Raw genomic sequence first — 17264 nt, forward strand, 5'->3', positions numbered from 1 at the left:
CGATGGTAACGGATGGGGGCGCCACTGCAAGTGCGATCACAATAGCTGTGCCTCGGGCAGGCTCAGTGTGCGCGGGATCAGCGAGGCATCCCAGTGGGCAACGCCCCAATTCAGCACTTCCCGTGGCGTGGCGTACGTCAGTTCGGTTCCCGGGTTCTGTCCCAGCGCCCGAAGCGCCCGCAGCAGCAGGGGCGTTGCCTGATCCTCGGTCAGCGGCGGCGAACGGTAGGATTTACCGAGCTTGTTGCCATCAGGCTGGGTAATCAGCGGGATATGCAGATAACGCGGTTGAGGCAGGCCGAGCAGTTCTTGCAGGTAGAGCTGGCGGGGCGTGGAGTCCAGCAAGTCGGCACCGCGAACGATATCGGTGATGCCTTGCCAGGCGTCGTCCAGGACCACCGCCAATTGATAAGCGTAGAGCCCGTCGCGGCGGCGGATCACGAAATCGCCGACTTCCCGCCCCAGATGCTGTCGGTATTGGCCCTGCACCCGGTCAGTGAAATGGTATTCCAGTTCCGGTACGCGCAGGCGGATGGCCGCATCGTCAGTGCCGTGGCCGGCATTGCGGCACAAGCCCGGATAAATTCCGTGATACGGCTCCAGCTGTTTGCGCGAGCAGGTACAGGCGTAGGCCAGGCCTTGATTGAACAGGCGATTGAGCACCTCGGCATAGGCATCGTGCCGCTCGCTTTGGCGAACCAGGTCGCCATCCCACTCAAAGCCATAGCTTTCCAGTGCCTTGAGTATGGCCGCCTGGGCGCCGGGTTCCTCGCGGGGTGGATCGAGGTCTTCCATGCGCATCAGCCAGCGTCCACCCACCGAGCGCGCGTCAAGGTAGGAGGCCAGCGCGGCGACCAGTGAACCAAAATGCAGGTGGCCGCTGGGCGTCGGGGCGAAACGCCCGATGTAGGTGGGGGAAGTGGTGGCGGTCATCAGGGCAAGGCTACTTATTCCAGGCTGTCGTCAGATTCCTGCAGGAGCGAGCTTGCTCGCGATTGCCGTCAACGATAACGCCGGGAGCCTGGTACCCCGCGGCGTTCTCAGGTTCATCGCGAGCAAGCTCGCTCCTACAGTGATGGCGATTTTAATCGCAACGGGCATCAGCGAATTTTGGAAACAAAAACGGAGCGTTCGCACGCTCCGTTCTTCGTTCAAGTCGCAATTATTTGCCGACTTGCTTTTCCTTGATTTCCGCCAGGGTCTTGCAGTCGATGCACAGGTCGGCGGTAGGGCGCGCCTCGAGGCGCTTGACGCCAATCTCGATGCCGCAGGACTCACACCAGCCGTACTCTTCGTCTTCGATCAACTGAAGTGTCTTGTCGATCTTTTTGATCAACTTGCGTTCACGATCGCGGGCACGCAGTTCGAGGGCGAATTCCTCTTCCTGGCTGGCACGGTCTGCCGGATCAGGGAAGTTGGCCGCTTCGTCCTTCATGTGGTCCACGGTCTTGTCGACACCTTCCATCAGCTCTTTCTTCCACTGATTCAGAACCTTGGTGAAGTGCTTGCGCATGGGCTCGCCCATGTACTCTTCGCCGGTTTTCTGAACATAGGGCTCGAAGCCGCTGATCGTCTGGTTTTGCTGCTTTGCTTGGGTGGACATGAAATAGACCGCCTCTACTCTTGTAATCCATCTGCGCAGGATTGCTCCATCACCGACACCTGCCGGCCCTGCGGCTGCAAGCGGGCGAACTTACCAGATCAACTCGGGCCGCGCTACTCCCGGATGTCGAGCTCGCGGCACAGGGTGCTTGCAAATGATGACAAACCGTTGTCTGGTGGCTCTGGAACCCTGCTCAATTATTGATTTTAGTCAAACCTTGCGCGCGCGCCTGAGTCGTTTGTGATCGGCCTTACAAGGCCTCTGACCGCTTTAGGTTCTCGCTCGTTCCTGCGCTTGGGTAGAATCGGTTTTTTTCCGTTGAAGGAAGGCCAATGGCTCAGCCCTACAGTGCCCGCAGTCGCGCGATCGAACCTTTCCATGTCATGGCGCTGCTGGCGCGGGCCAATGAATTGCAGGCCGCCGGCCACGATGTGATCCACCTGGAAATCGGCGAGCCGGACTTCACCACCGCCGAACCGATCATCCGGGCCGGCCAGGCTGCGCTGACAGCGGGAAAGACCCGTTACACCGCCGCACGCGGCATTCCAGAGCTGCGCGAGGCCATTTCGGGCTTCTATCAGCAGCGTTATGGTTTGAACATCGATCCGCGGCGCATCCTCATCACGCCTGGCGGCTCCGGCGCGTTGCTGCTGGCTAGCGCTTTGCTGGTCGACCCCGGTAAACACTGGTTGCTGGCGGATCCGGGCTACCCGTGTAACCGGCATTTCCTGCGGCTGGTCGAAGGCGCGGCACAACTGGTGCCGGTCGGTCCGGAGGTGCGCTATCAATTGACGCCTGGCCTGATCGAGCGTCATTGGGACCACGACAGTGTTGGCGCATTGGTAGCGTCGCCTGCCAATCCGACCGGCACGATCCTGACCCGCGACGAGCTGGCGAAGCTGTCTGTCGCGATCAAGGAGCGCCACGGTCATCTGGTGGTCGACGAGATTTATCACGGCCTGACCTACGGCACCGATGCGGCCAGCGTGCTGGAAGTCGACGACAGTGCATTCGTTCTGAACAGCTTTTCGAAGTACTTCGGGATGACCGGATGGCGGCTCGGCTGGCTGGTGGCTCCCGACGCGGCCGTCGGTGAGCTGGAAAAGCTCGCCCAGAACCTCTACATCAGTGCTCCAAGCATGGCGCAGCACGCTGCGCTGGCCTGTTTCGAGCCGGCAACCATCAGCATTCTCGAAGAGCGTCGCGCCGAATTTGGCCGGCGTCGGGATTACCTGCTGCCGGCCTTGCGTGAATTGGGCTTCGGCATTGCGGTGGAACCGGAGGGTGCTTTCTACTTGTACGCCGATATCAGCAAGTTCGGCGGCGATGCCTTCGCGTTCTGCAAACACTTTCTCGAAACCGAGCACGTGGCATTCACCCCGGGGCTGGATTTCGGCCGTTATCAGGCCGGGCATCATGTGCGGTTTGCCTATACGCAAAATCTCGAGCGTTTGCAGGAGGCGGTCGAGCGCATTGCCCGTGGGTTGCGGAGCTGGCAAGGCTGATGCGTTTTCATCCTCCCCTCGAAGAAGGGCGCCTGATCCGACGTTACAAGCGATTTCTCGCCGATATCGAAACCGTTGGCGGCGAATTGCTCACCATTCACTGCCCGAACACTGGCTCGATGCTCAATTGTCAGGTCGAAGGGGGGCAGGTCTGGTTCAGTCGCTCCAACGACCCGAAACGCAAGTTGCCTGGCACCTGGGAGATTGGTGAAACTCCGCAAGGGCGGCTGTTTTGCGTGAATACCGCCCGAGCCAATGGTTTGATCGAAGAGGCGCTGCGGGCGGGCGTCATCACCGAGCTGAACGGTTTTACCGGGCTCAAGCGTGAAGTGGCTTATGGTCAGGAAAACAGTCGTATCGATTTCCGCCTTGATTACCCCGAAGGGCCGGCCTACGTCGAAGTCAAAAGCGTGACCCTGGGCTTTGACGGTACGGCGGTGGCGGCGTTTCCCGATGCGGTCACCCAGCGTGGCGCCAAGCACTTGCGGGAGCTGGCCCACCTGGCGAGGGACGGTATTCGCGCGGTGCAGTTGTACTGTGTTTGCCTGACCGGCATCGAGGCTGTGCGCCCGGCGCAGGAAATCGATGCCGCTTATGCGCAAGCCTTGCGTGAGGCGATTGCCTGTGGTGTCGAGGTGTTGGCTTACGGTGTGCGGTTGAGCCACGAAGAAATGCTGGTCGACCGACGTCTGGACGTGCTGCCTGGTAGCTAAAGGCTGATCCAGATCCCTTGTTCATCCTCGTGGCAGACCACGCTGGTCAAGGCTTGCCCTGCGCAAGGGCCGGCGACGCATTCACCGTCTTCGATCAGGAACAGTGCGCCATGGGTGGCGCACTGGATCAGGCTGTTGCTGGGGTCGAGAAACTGGTCGGGATGCCACTCCAGGGCAACGCCCCGGTGCGGGCAGCGATTGATGTAGACGTAAACCTGTCCGCTGCGGCGCACTGCAAAAAACTTTTGGTCATCGATGTCGAACCCGCGGCTGCTGTCATTGACCAACTCGGCGCCTGCGCAAAGCAACTTCATGTCTATCCTCGGTCCCGCAACTCGTGACGGGATATGTCCGAGCTGGGCGGTTAAATGCTATCAAATGGCGGTCTTGCCCGCCGGGGACAAGTGCCTGTCGTCGAGGATACTTGGCCTGATCATTCGATGCCCGGGAAACCTTCAAGGAAAGCTGTTTATGCGCCTGACCACCCGCGTCGTCGTGATCTGCATGGAGCATCCATCGCGGCATCCTGTCAGTACTTTTCCACAGGCAAAAAAAGACCCGGCAAGAGCCGGGTCAAATAACCGTGATTAGCCTGATGAGGAGATAATCCGAGAGTCCGAACCAAGGGCTTTTCAGAATATCGACCAGTCTCGCGACCAGTTGTGATAATCATATCGATTCTCATTACCAAGTCAACCGCTGTTTTTCGATTTCCTTGCGATTTGCCGGATTTGTGTCTGCAGGCCCCGCAATCATTGGGTTCCAGGTTGCAAAACTTCAGAAATAGTTGTCGGATCAATTCTTGTTGCGTGTAGAGATGGCTTCCAGTTGTTTGTTCAGGGCTTCCTTGCGCTCGGCAGGAATATCATTCCAGTGAACGTCCATCAGGGCGCCTTCAATTGCGTACAACAACACCTTGGACGCCCGAAAACCGCGCGTGCGCACGGCCCGATAAGCATCCACCGCCCCGAGGCGACGCAAGTCCGAAGCGCTATGGATGCCCACGGCATGCAGCCATTGCGCTGACGTCTTGCCAAGATTCTTCAGGTGTTGCAGTTCATCATTCATCAAGCCTCCTTGCGATGGCCGAATGGAGAGCGTGGGCAATCTTCTGAGGAGTGTAGCCATCAGTAGGAAAAGCGTGATTGTTTGCTCGTTTACGACGCAAATGCTTCTAAGAAAGGAGCATTGGCAGTGCATGAACAAGTCTATGAGCGCAGTGGAGAGAGAGGCGGGGAAGAATCTGGAAACAAAGGGCGAACATCCCCACCGTCCAGCGCAACGAGAGGCGCCGGAAGCGTCAGTCAGCGACGATGATCAGCGGGTGCGATAGCGCAATCGCGTGCCGAAGTTCATCGACATCAGGATTTCGTCGGCACTGAGTTCCACTGGAAAGTACGTACCGGAGATCTGCGCGTGGGCCAGGCTCGCGCCTTCCAGGTTCGCGTTGCGAAAATCGATGCCACGCAAGTCGGCGGAACGGAAGTAGGCGTCGCTGAAATCCACGCCGTCGGCATTCAGTTCGCGCAGGTCCAGCCCCCGGAAATCTCCACCCACCATGTCGATGGGGCCATCCTTGGGGCGTTCACTGTTGAAGCCTTTGATGTCGTCTTTGTGCAGCAGGGCATATAGCGGTGTGTCGAGAAGTTTCGGCTGGCTCATGTCGCATCACCTGATGTTTTTATGACGCCAGTATAGTGCCACTATTTGACAGTCGTGAAGCCAGCGAGGGCCTCACGACTGAAATAGTTACTTACAGCCCTGGCAGGCGCTGGCGAATTTGCTCCACAACGGTATCGAGCGTCCCGCTTTCATTGGTCTGGACGCGTTTGCTGCAGAGGATTTCCGCGGGTGTCAGCGCTTCACGGCTGTCTTGCTGGGCGGCAATAACAGCCAGGGTGGCGTCGGATGGGTCTTTCTTGTCTGCCTGGCGCATGGCCAGCCAGCTTTCGATCACGGCCTGTGGCGCATTGCAGTCGAGGATCAGGAAGGGTGCACCCGTGGCCTCGGCCACCTTCGCTGCACTGTCACGCTGATCACGCTTGAGGTAAGTGGCGTCGACCACCACCGGGAAACCCGCACGCAGAATGACGTCGGCGATTTCGTGGAGGCGGGCATAGGTCGCCGCGCTGGCGTCGGCGCTATAGATGCCGGCCTGCACGTCATTCTCGACGGTTTGCTCGCCGAACAGGCGCTTGCGCTCGACATCGGAACGCAGGCGAATCGCGCCCAGGGCTTCGACCAGGCGCATGGCGACATGGCTCTTGCCGACAGCGGAAACACCGTGGGTAATGGCCATGAAGCGTGAAGGAATGGTGCTGTAGCTTTCGGCCAGGTTGGCGTAGTTGCGGTACTGGCGCAAGGTCGTGGCGCGCTGCACCGCAGTGGCGTCGGCCGGCATGCTGAACAGGGCAACCTTGGCGCGAACCAGTGCGCGGTAGGCTTTATAGAAGTTCAGCAGTTCGAGACCGCGATAGTCGCCGGTCAGCTCCAGGTACTGGCTGATGAAGCGACGCGCCAGGCACTTCAGGCCGCGATCTTCCAGGTCCATCGCCAGGAAACCGGTGTCGGCATAAACGTCGGTAAAGCGAAACGGTTCGTTGAATTCGATGCAGTCGAAGATCACGACCTTGCCGTCGATCACGGTTGCATTGCCCAGATGGATATCACCGTGGCATTCACGAATGAAACCTTCGGCCTTGCGCTGGGCGAGCAGCGGTTTGAGGCGCTCGAAGCTGCTTTCGGCCCAGGCTTGCAGGGCGTCGAGTTGCAACAGGTCGGCTTTGTCGCTGAGGAACGGACGGATCTGTTCGAAGTTCTGCCGCACCGGCGCCATGACGCTGTCCGGGGTGCCGGCTTCGTGCCCGGCCGGTACTTTCGGCGCGCTGAGGTGGAAGCGGGCGATTTGCTCGGCCATCTCGTCGATGTGCGCGGTGGTCAGTTCGCCATTGGCTTGCAGGGTGCTGAGCAAGCCGTTTTGCGGGAACTGACGCATCTTCAGTACATATTCGATGGTCGGGCCTTCACCACCCAGTTGCGGAGCTTCGGCGCTGCCGGTGACGGGCAGCACTTCGAGGTACAAATCGTCGGTCAGACGCTGGTTCAGGCGCAGTTCTTCAGCGCAAAAGTGTCCGCGAGCCTCAAGGCTGGTGAAGTCGAGAAAACCGAAATTGACCGGCTTCTTCACTTTATAGGCATAGGGGCCGGTAAGCAGTACCCAGGAAATATGGGTCTCGATGACCTGGAATCCCTCTACAGGATGCGGGTAGAGGGCAGGGTTTTGCAGGGCAGCGATCAGGGACTGGCTCACAGGCGATCCTTCAGAGTCTGGGAAATTCAAGGCCGTCATTATGGCCGCAAGTCCGCTTGACGCAAACCTCGGAGCGCTCCTGTTGAGGATGAATAAAGTGCGTATAATCCGCCGCCATGACTCGTACTCGAACTCCCCGTACCCCGAAAAAACCACCCTCCAGGGGCCTGCGCCCGTGGCTGGGCTGGGCCATTAAACTCAGTCTGGTCGCCCTTGTGGTGCTGGCCGGATTCGCCGTTTACCTTGATGCGATCGTCCAGGAGAAGTTTTCCGGCAAGCGCTGGACCATCCCGGCCAAGGTTTACGCGCGCCCGCTCGAGCTGTTCGTCGGACAGAAGCTGAGCCGGGATGATTTCCTGACCGAGCTCGATGCCTTGGGTTATCGCCGTGAAAGCGTGGCCAACGGTCCGGGGGCGGCGTCGGTCAACGGCAATACCGTTGATCTGAATACCCGTGGCTTCCAGTTCTATGAAGGCATGGAGCAGGCGCAACCGGTGCGGGTGCGTTTCTCCGGCGATTACGTGGCTGAGTTGGCGGGGGCAAAAGGCTCGAAGCTGTCGGTGGTGCGCCTGGAGCCGCTGCTGATTGGCGGCCTGTACCCGAAAAACCTCGAAGACCGGATTCTGATCAAGATCGATCAGGTGCCACCGTACTTGCTTGAAACGCTGGTGGCGGTCGAGGATCGCGATTTTTATCATCACTTTGGTGTTTCGCCGAAGTCGATCGCCCGTGCCATCTGGGTCAACGGTTCGTCCGGGCGCATGCGTCAGGGCGGCAGTACCCTGACGCAGCAGTTGGTCAAGAACTTCTACCTGACCAACGAGCGCAGCCTGAGCCGCAAACTCACCGAAGCGATGATGGCGCTGCTGCTTGAACTGCACTACGACAAGCGCGAAATCCTTGAGGCTTACCTCAACGAAGTGTTTGTCGGGCAGGACGGTCAGCGTGCGGTGCACGGTTTTGGTCTGGCCAGCCAGTTCTTCTTCAGCCAGCCGCTGGCCGAGCTCAAGCTGCATCAGGTCGCGCTGCTGGTGGGCATGGTCAAGGGGCCTTCTTCCTATAATCCCCGTCGTAATCCGGAACGTGCCCTCGAGCGGCGCAACCTGGTACTCGATGTGCTGCAAGAGCAGGGCGTCGCGACCGCCGAGCAGGTGGAGGCGGCGAAGAAAATGCCGCTGGGCGTGACCAAGCGCGGCAGTCTGGCGGACAGCTCGTTCCCCGGCTTCCTCGATCTGGTCAAGCGTCAGTTGCGCGAAGACTATCGCGACGAAGACTTGACCGAAGAAGGGCTGCGCATCTTCACCAGTTTCGACCCGATCCTGCAGATGAAGGCTGAGGCCTCGGTCAACGACACCTTCAAGCGTCTGGCAGGACGCAAGGGTTCCGATGACGTCGAAGCGGCAATGGTCGTGACCAACCCGGAGACCGGGGAAGTGCAGGCCATGATCGGCAGTCGCCAGGCCAGTTTTGCCGGGTTCAACCGGGCGCTGGATGCTGTACGGCCGATCGGCTCGCTGATCAAGCCGGCTGTTTATCTGACCGCACTGGAGAAACCGAGCCAGTACACATTGACCAGTTGGCTGTCGGACGAGTCCTTCTCGGTCAAAGGCGCGGATGGTCAGGTCTGGAAGCCGCAGAACTACGATCGTCGTTCTCACGGTACGGTGTTCCTCTATCAAGGCCTGGCGCATTCCTACAACCTGTCGACCGCGCGTCTTGGTTTGGCGGTCGGTGTGCCGAACGTATTGAAGACGGTGGCGCGCCTGGGTGTGACGCGTGAATTCCCGGCCTTCCCGTCGATGTTGCTCGGGGCCGGCGGCATGACGCCAATCGAAGTGGCGACCATGTACCAGACCTTGGCCAACGGCGGCTTCAATACGCCGATGCGCGGGATTCGTAGCGTGCTGACTGCCGAGGGCGAGCCACTCAAGCGTTATCCGTTCCAGATTCAGCAGCGTTTTGATCCGGCCTCCATTTACCTGATCCAGAGCGCCATGCAGCGGGTGATGCGTGAGGGTACCGGCAGCTCGGTTTATAACGCGTTGCCAAGGACTCTGACCCTGGCGGGCAAGACCGGTACCAGTAACGATTCGCGAGACAGTTGGTTTGCCGGTTTCAGCCAGGACTTGCTGGCGGTGGTCTGGCTGGGTCGCGACGACAATGGCAAGACGCCATTCACCGGCGCCACCGGGGCCTTGCAGGTCTGGACCAGCTTTATGCGCAAGGCCGACCCGTTGCCGCTGGACATGCCGCAGCCGGATAATATCGTTCAGGCTTGGGTGGACTCGCGAACCGGGCAAGGTTCTGACGCCGGTTGCCCGGGTGCCGTGCAGATGCCGTATATTCGCGGCAGCGAACCGCCTCCCGGTGCCGCTTGCGGTGGTGAAAACCCTGCCGAGACGGTGATGGACTGGGTCAAGGGCTGGATGAATTAAGCAAAGAGGGTTTCAAGTGAACAAGTGGTTGATTCCAGCGGTTGCCGCCGTAGCTTTGCTCAGCGGTTGCTCTAGCGTACAACGTGGCTCGATTCCGGTTGTGGATTCCGGCACCGCCGTGTCCAACAGTGAGCGGATCTCGGCCAATGGCGGTTTCCGCCAGACGACCGTCAAGCGCCCTGCGCAAGGTCAGTCGCAGACCCAGGCGATTCCGCAAGGTGACAGCGGCGTTGTGGTGATGGTGCCAGGCGCGGCAACGACTTCGACGCCGATCAGCACCACGCCGATTACCCCGGGTCCGATCACGCCGGGGCCGATTGACACGTCGCCGGTCCAATCGGCGCCGATCAATCAGGGCAGCTACAGCATGCCGTCGTCGCCAAGCGGGATTCCATCGGCCAGTTCGGGCGGGCTTTCTGCCGACGAGCAACTGGACGGCCCGGTATTGGCTTTGCTGACCACCGCTCAACAGCAACAGGCGAGCGGTGATCTCAATGGTGCCTCCTCCAGCCTCGAACGCGCCCAGCGCGTTGCTCCGCGTGAGCCGCAGGTGCTTTACCGTCTGGCCCAGGTACGCATGGCTCAGGGCGATGCGGCCCAAGCCGAGCAGTTCGCTCGCCGTGGGCTGACCTTTGCCAATGGCCGTCCAGCCCTGCAGGCCAACTTGTGGGAGCTGATTGCCCAGGGGCGTGAAAAGCAGGGTGACTCCCAGGGCGCGGCATTGGCTCGACAGAAGGCCAAGGTAACGCTGTGATGGATGTGCGCTTTCTGAAAATCGCCGATCAACTGTTGTTGATCGAGCGCGAGTTGCGGGTGCAAGGGTGGTGGGATGAAGTCCCGCCCTCTGCCGAAGCGCTTTCCAGTGTCGAGCCGTTTTCGGTCGACACACTGGATTTCGAACAATGGCTGCAATGGATCTTCCTGCCACGCATGAAGATGATCCTCGAGCAGGATTTGCCGCTACCCAATGCTTCGGGCATTCAGGAAATGGCTGAAATGGTCTTTGCCGGGCGCAATGTCCAGGGTAGGGATCGGCAGTTACAGGTGCTGCTCAAAGAATTCGATCAACTGATCACCGCGTCCCGCTGAGCCAGAAGCTGCCAGTGTCCGCTGGCAGTTGTTCACAATATCTCTCTATTTTGTCGGCCGTTTCAGGGTAAGTGCATTCGCGTGCCAATTTTTTGCCAAAAGTTGCGCAATCAAAGCTAACACGGGGTGGATTTACGGGTTTTTTCTTGCGTTCTCATGTGCTTAGTAGAATAAAGCACATAGACGACTTGACTTGCGAAGGCCGAAACAGAAGAATCCAAAGTCCGCTGTACAGGGACTGCCAGAAGCAGACCCTCTCAGCAGATCATGAGGCGCATATCCGCGTCGACCTGTTACACCCGCAACGCGTTACCTCGCGCTGGGTGGGAAAGCCCCGCAACACTTGGGACGATCCCAATACTTGCTCAGTCAGTGCTGACGTAGTCGGCGACCACCGTCGCTCATGCTCTGCCGAGAAGTAAACCTATTAAGACCCGTCCCATTTTTCGTGGGCGGTATTCTGGCGTTTTAGAGGTGAGCAACGTGGAGCTTTTATCTGGCGGTGAGATGCTCGTCCGCTTCTTGCGTGACGAAGGCGTCAAATATATCTACGGGTACCCGGGTGGTGCTCTTCTTCATGTCTACGATGCCCTGTTCAAAGAACCGGAAGTGACCCACATCCTGGTTCGTCACGAGCAAGCGGCTACCCATATGGCTGACGGCTACGCCCGTGCCACCGGTAAAGCCGGCGTGGTACTGGTGACTTCCGGTCCTGGCGCAACAAACGCCATCACCGGTATCGCCACCGCCTACATGGACTCCATTCCAATGGTGATCATTTCCGGCCAGGTGCCTAGCACCATGGTTGGCACCGATGCGTTCCAGGAAACCGACATGATCGGAATCTCCCGGCCGATCGTGAAGCACAGCTTCATGATCAAGCACGCGTCGGAAATCCCGGAAGTCATGAAGAAGGCGTTCTACCTGGCGCAATCCGGTCGTCCTGGCCCGGTCGTTGTCGATATCCCGAAAGACATGACCAACCCGGCCGAGAAGTTCGAATACGTCTTCCCGAAAAAAGCCAAGCTGCGTTCCTACAGCCCGGCTGTTCGCGGTCACTCCGGTCAAATCCGCAAGGCGGCAGAAATGCTCCTGGCGGCCAAGCGTCCTGTGTTGTACTCGGGCGGCGGCGTGATCCTGGGTGGTGGTTCCGCACCACTGACCGAACTGGCGAAGATGCTCAACCTGCCAGTGACCAATACCCTGATGGGCCTCGGTGGCTACCCTGGCACCGACCGTCAGTTCATCGGCATGCTCGGCATGCACGGCAGCTACACCGCCAACCTGGCGATGCACCATGCTGACGTGATCCTCGCTGTCGGCGCACGTTTCGACGACCGTGTCATCAATGGCGCGTCGAAGTTCTGCCCGAACGCCAAGATCATTCACATCGACATCGACCCGGCTTCGATCTCCAAGACCATCAAGGCCGACGTGCCTATCGTGGGGCCGGTTGAGAGTGTCCTGACCGAAATGGTCGCGATCCTCAAGGAAATCGGCGAGACCCCGAACAAGGAGTCCGTTGCCAGCTGGTGGAAGCAGGTTGACGAGTGGCGCGGTGATCGCGGCCTGTTCCCGTATGACAAGGGCGACGGCAGCAAGATCAAGCCTCAGACCGTGATCGAAACCCTGTGCGAAGTGACCAATGGCGATGCCTTTGTGACCTCCGACGTGGGTCAGCACCAGATGTTTGCTGCGCAGTACTACAAGTTCAACAAGCCGAACCGCTGGATCAACTCCGGTGGCCTGGGCACCATGGGCTTCGGTTTCCCGGCGGCCATGGGTATTCAGTTGAGCTATCCGGATGCCGACGTCGCCTGTGTGACGGGCGAAGGCAGTATCCAGATGAACATCCAGGAACTGTCCACCTGTCTGCAATACGGTTTGCCGGTAAAAATCGTCATTCTGAACAACGGCGTTCTGGGTATGGTTCGTCAGTGGCAGGACATGAGCTATGGCAGCCGTCACTCGCACTCCTACATGGAGTCGTTGCCTGACTTCGTCAAGCTGGCTGAAGCCTATGGTCACGTTGGCGTGCGCATCACTGAATCGAAAGATTTGAAGTCGAAGATGGAAGAAGCGTTCGCCATGAAAGATCGCCTGGTGGTGATCGATATTTCGGTCGATACCAGCGAGCACGTCTACCCGATGCAGATCAAAGACGGCTCCATGCGCGATATGTGGCTGAGCAAGACGGAGCGTACCTAATCATGCGGCACATTATTTCCTTGCTTCTGGAAAACGAACCCGGTGCTCTGTCTCGTGTGGTTGGCCTGTTCTCGCAGCGCAACTACAACATCGAAAGCCTGACTGTGGCACCAACCGAAGACCCGACCCTGTCGCGTCTGACGCTGACCACGGTCGGTCACGATGAAATCATCGAGCAGATCACCAAGAACCTGAACAAGCTGATCGAAGTGGTAAAACTGGTCGACCTGTCGGAGAGTGCTCACATCGAGCGCGAACTGATGCTGGTCAAGGTCAAGGCCACCGGCGCCCAGCGTGCCGAGATCAAGCGCACTACCGATATTTACCGTGGACAGATCGTCGATGTCAGCGCCAGCGTGTATACCGTTCAACTGACCGGTACCAGCGACAAGCTCGACAGCTTCATTCAGTCCATTGGCACCGCCTCGATTCTGGAGACCGTCCGTAGTGGCGTGACCGGCATTGCCCGCGGCGACAAAGTACTCAGCATCTAAACCAAATTAGCGAACGGCCTGAACGGCCTGATATAGGGGAAATTCATGAAAGTTTTCTACGATAAAGACTGCGACCTGTCGATCATCCAGGGCAAGAAAGTTGCCATCATCGGTTACGGTTCCCAGGGCCACGCTCAAGCGTGCAACCTGAAAGACTCCGGCGTTGACGTGACTGTCGGCCTGCGTAAAGGTTCGGCTACCGTTGCCAAGGCTGAAGCCCACGGCCTGAAAGTGACCGACGTTGCTTCTGCTGTTGCAGCTGCCGACCTGGTCATGATCCTGACCCCGGACGAATTCCAGTCCTCCCTGTACAAGAACGAAATCGAGCCGAACATCAAGAAAGGCGCCACCCTGGCCTTCTCCCACGGCTTCGCGATCCACTACAACCAGGTTGTGCCGCGCGCTGACCTCGACGTGATCATGATCGCGCCGAAGGCTCCAGGCCACACCGTACGTTCCGAGTTCGTGAAGGGTGGCGGTATCCCTGACCTGATCGCTATCTACCAGGACGCCTCGGGCAACGCCAAGAACGTCGCCCTGTCCTACGCTGCCGGCGTTGGCGGCGGTCGTACCGGCATCATCGAAACCACCTTCAAGGACGAGACTGAAACCGACCTGTTCGGCGAACAAGCCGTTCTGTGCGGCGGTACCGTTGAGCTGGTCAAGGCCGGTTTCGAAACCCTGGTTGAAGCTGGCTACGCGCCGGAAATGGCCTACTTCGAGTGCCTGCACGAACTGAAGCTGATCGTTGACCTCATGTACGAAGGCGGTATCGCCAACATGAACTACTCGATCTCCAACAACGCCGAATACGGCGAGTACGTGACCGGCCCTGAAGTCATCAACGCCGAATCCCGTCAGGCCATGCGCAACGCCCTGAAACGTATTCAGGACGGCGAATACGCCAAGATGTTCATCAGCGAAGGCGCTACCGGCTATCCTTCGATGACCGCCAAGCGTCGTAACAACGCCGCTCACGGTATCGAAATCATCGGCGAGCAACTGCGCTCCATGATGCCGTGGATCGGTGCCAACAAGATCGTCGACAAAGCTAAAAACTAAGTCACGCGCTTGTACGAAAAACGCGGCTTAGGCCGCGTTTTTTCGTTTGGGGGGCCGGTTCTGGTATAAAGCTGCATCGTTTGCGGCCGAACCGTCGTCCCAGACACCTGTCCAAACTTTCCACCCGTTGCAAGGTAATGTCCATGAGCGAACGCCCCGAAGAGCCAAACCAGGCTTCTGACGCCGAAAGCCTGCTGCCCATCGATGAACATGTCGAGGAAGGGCATGACGCCGAAGGTCGTAAAGTCCGGCATCGTGGTATCTATCTTCTGCCGAATCTGTTCACCACTGCGAATCTGTTCGCAGGGTTCTATTCCATCATCAACTCAATGAGCGCCCAGGCGGCCTTGAGTGCCGGTGACTCGGCCAATGCGAGCAAATATTTCGCGTTCGCGGCCATCGCGATCTTCGTCGCAATGGTGCTCGATGGTCTTGATGGGCGCGTGGCCCGCATGACCAATACCCAGAGCGCCTTCGGTGCCGAGTACGACTCGCTGTCGGACATGGTTGCCTTTGGTGTTGCCCCGGCATTGCTGGCCTTCGGTTGGGCCTTGGGTGACATGGGCAAGGTTGGCTGGATGGTCGCCTTCATCTATGTGGCGGGCGCGGCCTTGCGCCTTGCGCGCTTCAACACCCAGGTCGGTACGGCGGACAAGCGCTACTTCATCGGTCTGGCCAGTCCTGCCGCTGCGGGTGTGGTTGCAGGTATCGTCTGGGCGTTCAGTGACTACGGCATTCAGGGTTCCAAGATGTCCTTCCTGGTTGCGCTGATGGTTGCGGCGGCCGGCATGCTGATGGTCAGCAACATCAAGTACAACAGCTTCAAGGAGCTGGACCTGAAGGGGCGAGTGCCTTTCGTGGCGATTCTCGCCGTGGTGCTGGTGTTCGCAGTGGTGTTCAGTGACCCTCCGCGCATCCTGCTGCTGGTGTTTCTCGCCTATGCAGCCTCCGGCCCGGTTCAATATCTGTTACGTCTTCGCCGTAACAAGAGCGCGTAATTTCCCTCATACTCCGCAGTCTATGGGTGCATCTGTCCTCCAAAGCAGCGGAGTAACCATGCTGATCAAAGTCCCCAGAACGTCCGACTGCCACGAGTCGGACGTTACGCCTGAATCCCTCTATCTTTCTCGACGCAAAGTGCTCGGCGCCACGGTTGCGGGCTTCGCTCTGGGCAGCCTGCCGCAATGGGCCAGCGCTGGCGATGCTGTGCGTTATCCGGATGTAGAGCCCGGCAAGGCGCCTTCCTGGTTCAGCGAAAAACTTCCGGCTACCCAGTGGGGAGCGATCAGCGTCAAGGATGAGGCGATCACGCCGTTCAAGGATGCGACCCACTACAACAACTTCTACGAGTTCGGCACAGACAAAGGTGATCCGGCCGCCAATGCCGGCACGCTGAAGACGGAACCGTGGTCGGTAGTGGTGGACGGGGAGGTGGGCAAGCCTGGGCGGTATGCGCTGGAGGACCTCATGAAGCCGTATCGGTTGGAGGAGCGAATCTACCGGCTACGTTGCGTGGAAGCCTGGTCGATGGTCATTCCCTGGATCGGTTTTCCGCTCTCGGCCTTGCTCAAAGAAGTCGAGCCGACCTCGAAAGCCAGATTCATCCGCTTCGAAACCTTGCAGGATCCCCAAAGCATGCCGGGTCAGCGCTCCGGTTTTGCCTTGATCGACTGGCCCTATGTGGAAGGGTTGCGACTGGATGAGGCCATGAATCCGTTGGCGATTCTCGCAGTGGGGATGTACGGGCGTGAATTGCCTAATCAAAACGGCGCGCCGTTGCGTTTGGTGGTGCCTTGGAAATATGGCTTCAAGAGCATCAAGTCAATCGTGCGCATCAGTCTGGTCAGCGAGCAGCCGAAAACCACTTGGCAGAGTATTGCTGCGGATGAATATGGCTTTTATGCGAATGTGAATCCCACCGTTGATCATCCTCGCTGGACTCAGGCGCGTGAACGCCGCCTGCCCAGTGGCTTGTTCAAGCTCAATGTGCGCGACACGCAAATGTTCAACGGCTATTCAGAGGAAGTCTCCTCTCTATATACGGGGCTCGACCTGAGGAAGAATTACTGATGCGCTATCCGTTTTGGCGTATCGGTGTCTTTGTCGTGGTGCTGGTGTGGCCGCTGCTGTGGCTGTACCAGGCCTGGGAGGATGTCCTCGGGCCGGATCCGGGCAAGGTGCTGGTCGATCGATTGGGTTTGGGGGCGCTTGTTCTGCTGCTCGTAATCCTGAGCTTGACGCCTTTGCAGAAACTCACCGGTTGGGCGGGGTGGAATGCCGTGCGGCGACAGTTGGGGTTGTGGTGCTTTGCCTATGTGCTGCTCCACCTCAGTAGTTATTGCGCATTCATACTTGGTTTTGACTGGTCACAGCTGGGAGTCGAGTTGCGCAAGCGGCCTTACATTATTGTCGGGGTGTTGGGTTTTCTTGGTTTGCTGGCATTGGCGGTGACTTCCAATCGATACAGTCAGCGACGATTGGGTGCCCGCTGGAAGAAGTTGCATCGCCTGGCTTATGCCATTCTCGGGCTTGGATTACTGCATATGCTCTGGATTGTGCGCGCCGACCTGAAAGAGTGGGTGATCTATGCATCTATAGGTGCGTTGCTGTTAATGCTGCGGCTACCGCCTGTGGCTCGTCGAATCCCGCGTCTAATGGCTAAAAAGGCCTCTTCTGCCAAAAAGGCGTAAATAGTGGTTGACGGCAGATTCCAGGTGTCTATAATTCGCCCCACTTCCGGCGCAGTCGAAACGGAAAACTCCTTGGTAAACAAAGAGTTACGCAGTTTTCGGCAGCAGGTTGCTTCAGTTCATCGAAGCCGAAAGGGAGTTGAAAAAGAGGTGTT

At 58.7% G+C, this 17264-nt stretch carries 17 protein-coding genes; 11 read left to right on the plus strand and 6 right to left on the minus strand.

The features are described from left to right. Positions 1 to 36 precede the first annotated feature (36 nt). Both gluQRS and dksA read right to left on the minus strand, forming a co-directional pair. Positions 37 to 933: a tRNA glutamyl-Q(34) synthetase GluQRS gene (gene gluQRS / locus KW840_RS24110; protein WP_218498023.1), complete on the minus strand. Its 897-nt coding sequence runs from the start codon at positions 931 to 933 to the stop codon at positions 37 to 39. A gap of 229 nt (positions 934 to 1162) precedes the next feature. Further along, positions 1163 to 1603, minus strand: a complete 441-nt coding sequence (gene dksA, locus KW840_RS24115) for an RNA polymerase-binding protein DksA (RefSeq protein WP_008053890.1) — start codon at positions 1601 to 1603, stop codon at positions 1163 to 1165. Positions 1604 to 1935: 332 nt separating this feature from the next. Between dksA and KW840_RS24120 the strand changes: the two genes are divergently transcribed. Together KW840_RS24120 and sfsA are read left to right on the plus strand one after the other, a co-directional pair. Then, positions 1936 to 3108 (plus strand): pyridoxal phosphate-dependent aminotransferase, encoded by a 1173-nt coding sequence (locus KW840_RS24120; RefSeq protein WP_057713278.1) that lies wholly within the window; start codon positions 1936 to 1938, stop codon positions 3106 to 3108. After that, on the plus strand, positions 3108 to 3821 hold the full coding sequence (sfsA, locus tag KW840_RS24125) for a DNA/RNA nuclease SfsA (RefSeq protein ID WP_218498024.1): 714 nt from the start codon (positions 3108 to 3110) through the stop codon (positions 3819 to 3821). The genes KW840_RS24120 and sfsA overlap by 1 nt, the downstream gene beginning before the upstream one ends. On the opposite strand, the gene KW840_RS24130 is transcribed toward sfsA, so the two are convergent. From KW840_RS24130 to KW840_RS24145, 4 genes are all read right to left on the minus strand, one after another. Then, a complete protein-coding gene (locus KW840_RS24130) occupies positions 3818 to 4135 on the minus strand; it encodes a Rieske 2Fe-2S domain-containing protein (protein WP_150813454.1) in 318 nt (105 codons plus the stop codon). The genes sfsA and KW840_RS24130 overlap by 4 nt on opposite strands. A gap of 481 nt (positions 4136 to 4616) precedes the next feature. Beyond that, complete coding sequence (locus tag KW840_RS24135) at positions 4617 to 4889, minus strand: TfoX/Sxy family protein (RefSeq protein WP_057713281.1); 273 nt, start codon at positions 4887 to 4889, stop codon at positions 4617 to 4619. Between the two features lie 249 nt (positions 4890 to 5138). Continuing rightward, positions 5139 to 5483 carry a pentapeptide repeat-containing protein gene (locus tag KW840_RS24140; protein WP_218498025.1) on the minus strand — a complete coding sequence of 115 codons (345 nt, stop codon included), beginning with the start codon at positions 5481 to 5483 and terminating at the stop codon, positions 5139 to 5141. A gap of 91 nt (positions 5484 to 5574) precedes the next feature. Beyond that, positions 5575 to 7131 (minus strand): bifunctional aminoglycoside phosphotransferase/ATP-binding protein, encoded by a 1557-nt coding sequence (locus KW840_RS24145; protein WP_218498026.1) that lies wholly within the window; start codon positions 7129 to 7131, stop codon positions 5575 to 5577. Positions 7132 to 7247: 116 nt separating this feature from the next. On the opposite strand from KW840_RS24145, the gene mrcB reads away from it, so the two are divergent. From mrcB to msrQ, 9 genes are all read left to right on the plus strand, one after another. Next, positions 7248 to 9566, plus strand: coding sequence for a penicillin-binding protein 1B (gene mrcB, locus KW840_RS24150; RefSeq protein ID WP_090451424.1), 2319 nt, complete (start codon positions 7248 to 7250; stop codon positions 9564 to 9566). A gap of 16 nt (positions 9567 to 9582) precedes the next feature. Further along, complete coding sequence (locus KW840_RS24155; RefSeq protein WP_218498027.1) at positions 9583 to 10320, plus strand: tetratricopeptide repeat protein; 738 nt, start codon at positions 9583 to 9585, stop codon at positions 10318 to 10320. Next, on the plus strand, positions 10320 to 10655 hold the full coding sequence (locus KW840_RS24160; RefSeq protein ID WP_090451421.1) for a YqcC family protein: 336 nt from the start codon (positions 10320 to 10322) through the stop codon (positions 10653 to 10655). The genes KW840_RS24155 and KW840_RS24160 overlap by 1 nt, the downstream gene beginning before the upstream one ends. A 483-nt stretch (positions 10656 to 11138) precedes the next feature. Continuing rightward, positions 11139 to 12863, plus strand: a complete 1725-nt coding sequence (locus tag KW840_RS24165) for an acetolactate synthase 3 large subunit (RefSeq protein WP_057716561.1) — start codon at positions 11139 to 11141, stop codon at positions 12861 to 12863. 2 nt (positions 12864 to 12865) lie between these two features. Further along, complete coding sequence (gene ilvN, locus KW840_RS24170) at positions 12866 to 13357, plus strand: acetolactate synthase small subunit (RefSeq protein WP_003205610.1); 492 nt, start codon at positions 12866 to 12868, stop codon at positions 13355 to 13357. A gap of 45 nt (positions 13358 to 13402) precedes the next feature. Continuing rightward, on the plus strand, positions 13403 to 14419 hold the full coding sequence (ilvC, locus tag KW840_RS24175; protein ID WP_003228216.1) for a ketol-acid reductoisomerase: 1017 nt from the start codon (positions 13403 to 13405) through the stop codon (positions 14417 to 14419). 143 nt (positions 14420 to 14562) lie between these two features. Beyond that, on the plus strand, positions 14563 to 15417 hold the full coding sequence (pssA, locus tag KW840_RS24180; RefSeq protein WP_007971084.1) for a CDP-diacylglycerol--serine O-phosphatidyltransferase: 855 nt from the start codon (positions 14563 to 14565) through the stop codon (positions 15415 to 15417). 58 nt (positions 15418 to 15475) lie between these two features. After that, positions 15476 to 16489, plus strand: a complete 1014-nt coding sequence (msrP, locus tag KW840_RS24185) for a protein-methionine-sulfoxide reductase catalytic subunit MsrP (RefSeq protein WP_218498028.1) — start codon at positions 15476 to 15478, stop codon at positions 16487 to 16489. Then, entirely contained in the window at positions 16489 to 17109 is a 621-nt protein-coding gene (gene msrQ / locus KW840_RS24190; RefSeq protein WP_218498029.1) for a protein-methionine-sulfoxide reductase heme-binding subunit MsrQ, read from the plus strand. Before msrP ends, msrQ begins: the two co-directional genes overlap by 1 nt. Positions 17110 to 17264: the final 155 nt, after the last annotated feature.

The sequence above is a fragment of the Pseudomonas sp. PDM30 genome (assembly GCF_019218985.1).
GTDB classification, from domain to species: domain Bacteria; phylum Pseudomonadota; class Gammaproteobacteria; order Pseudomonadales; family Pseudomonadaceae; genus Aquipseudomonas; species Aquipseudomonas jessenii.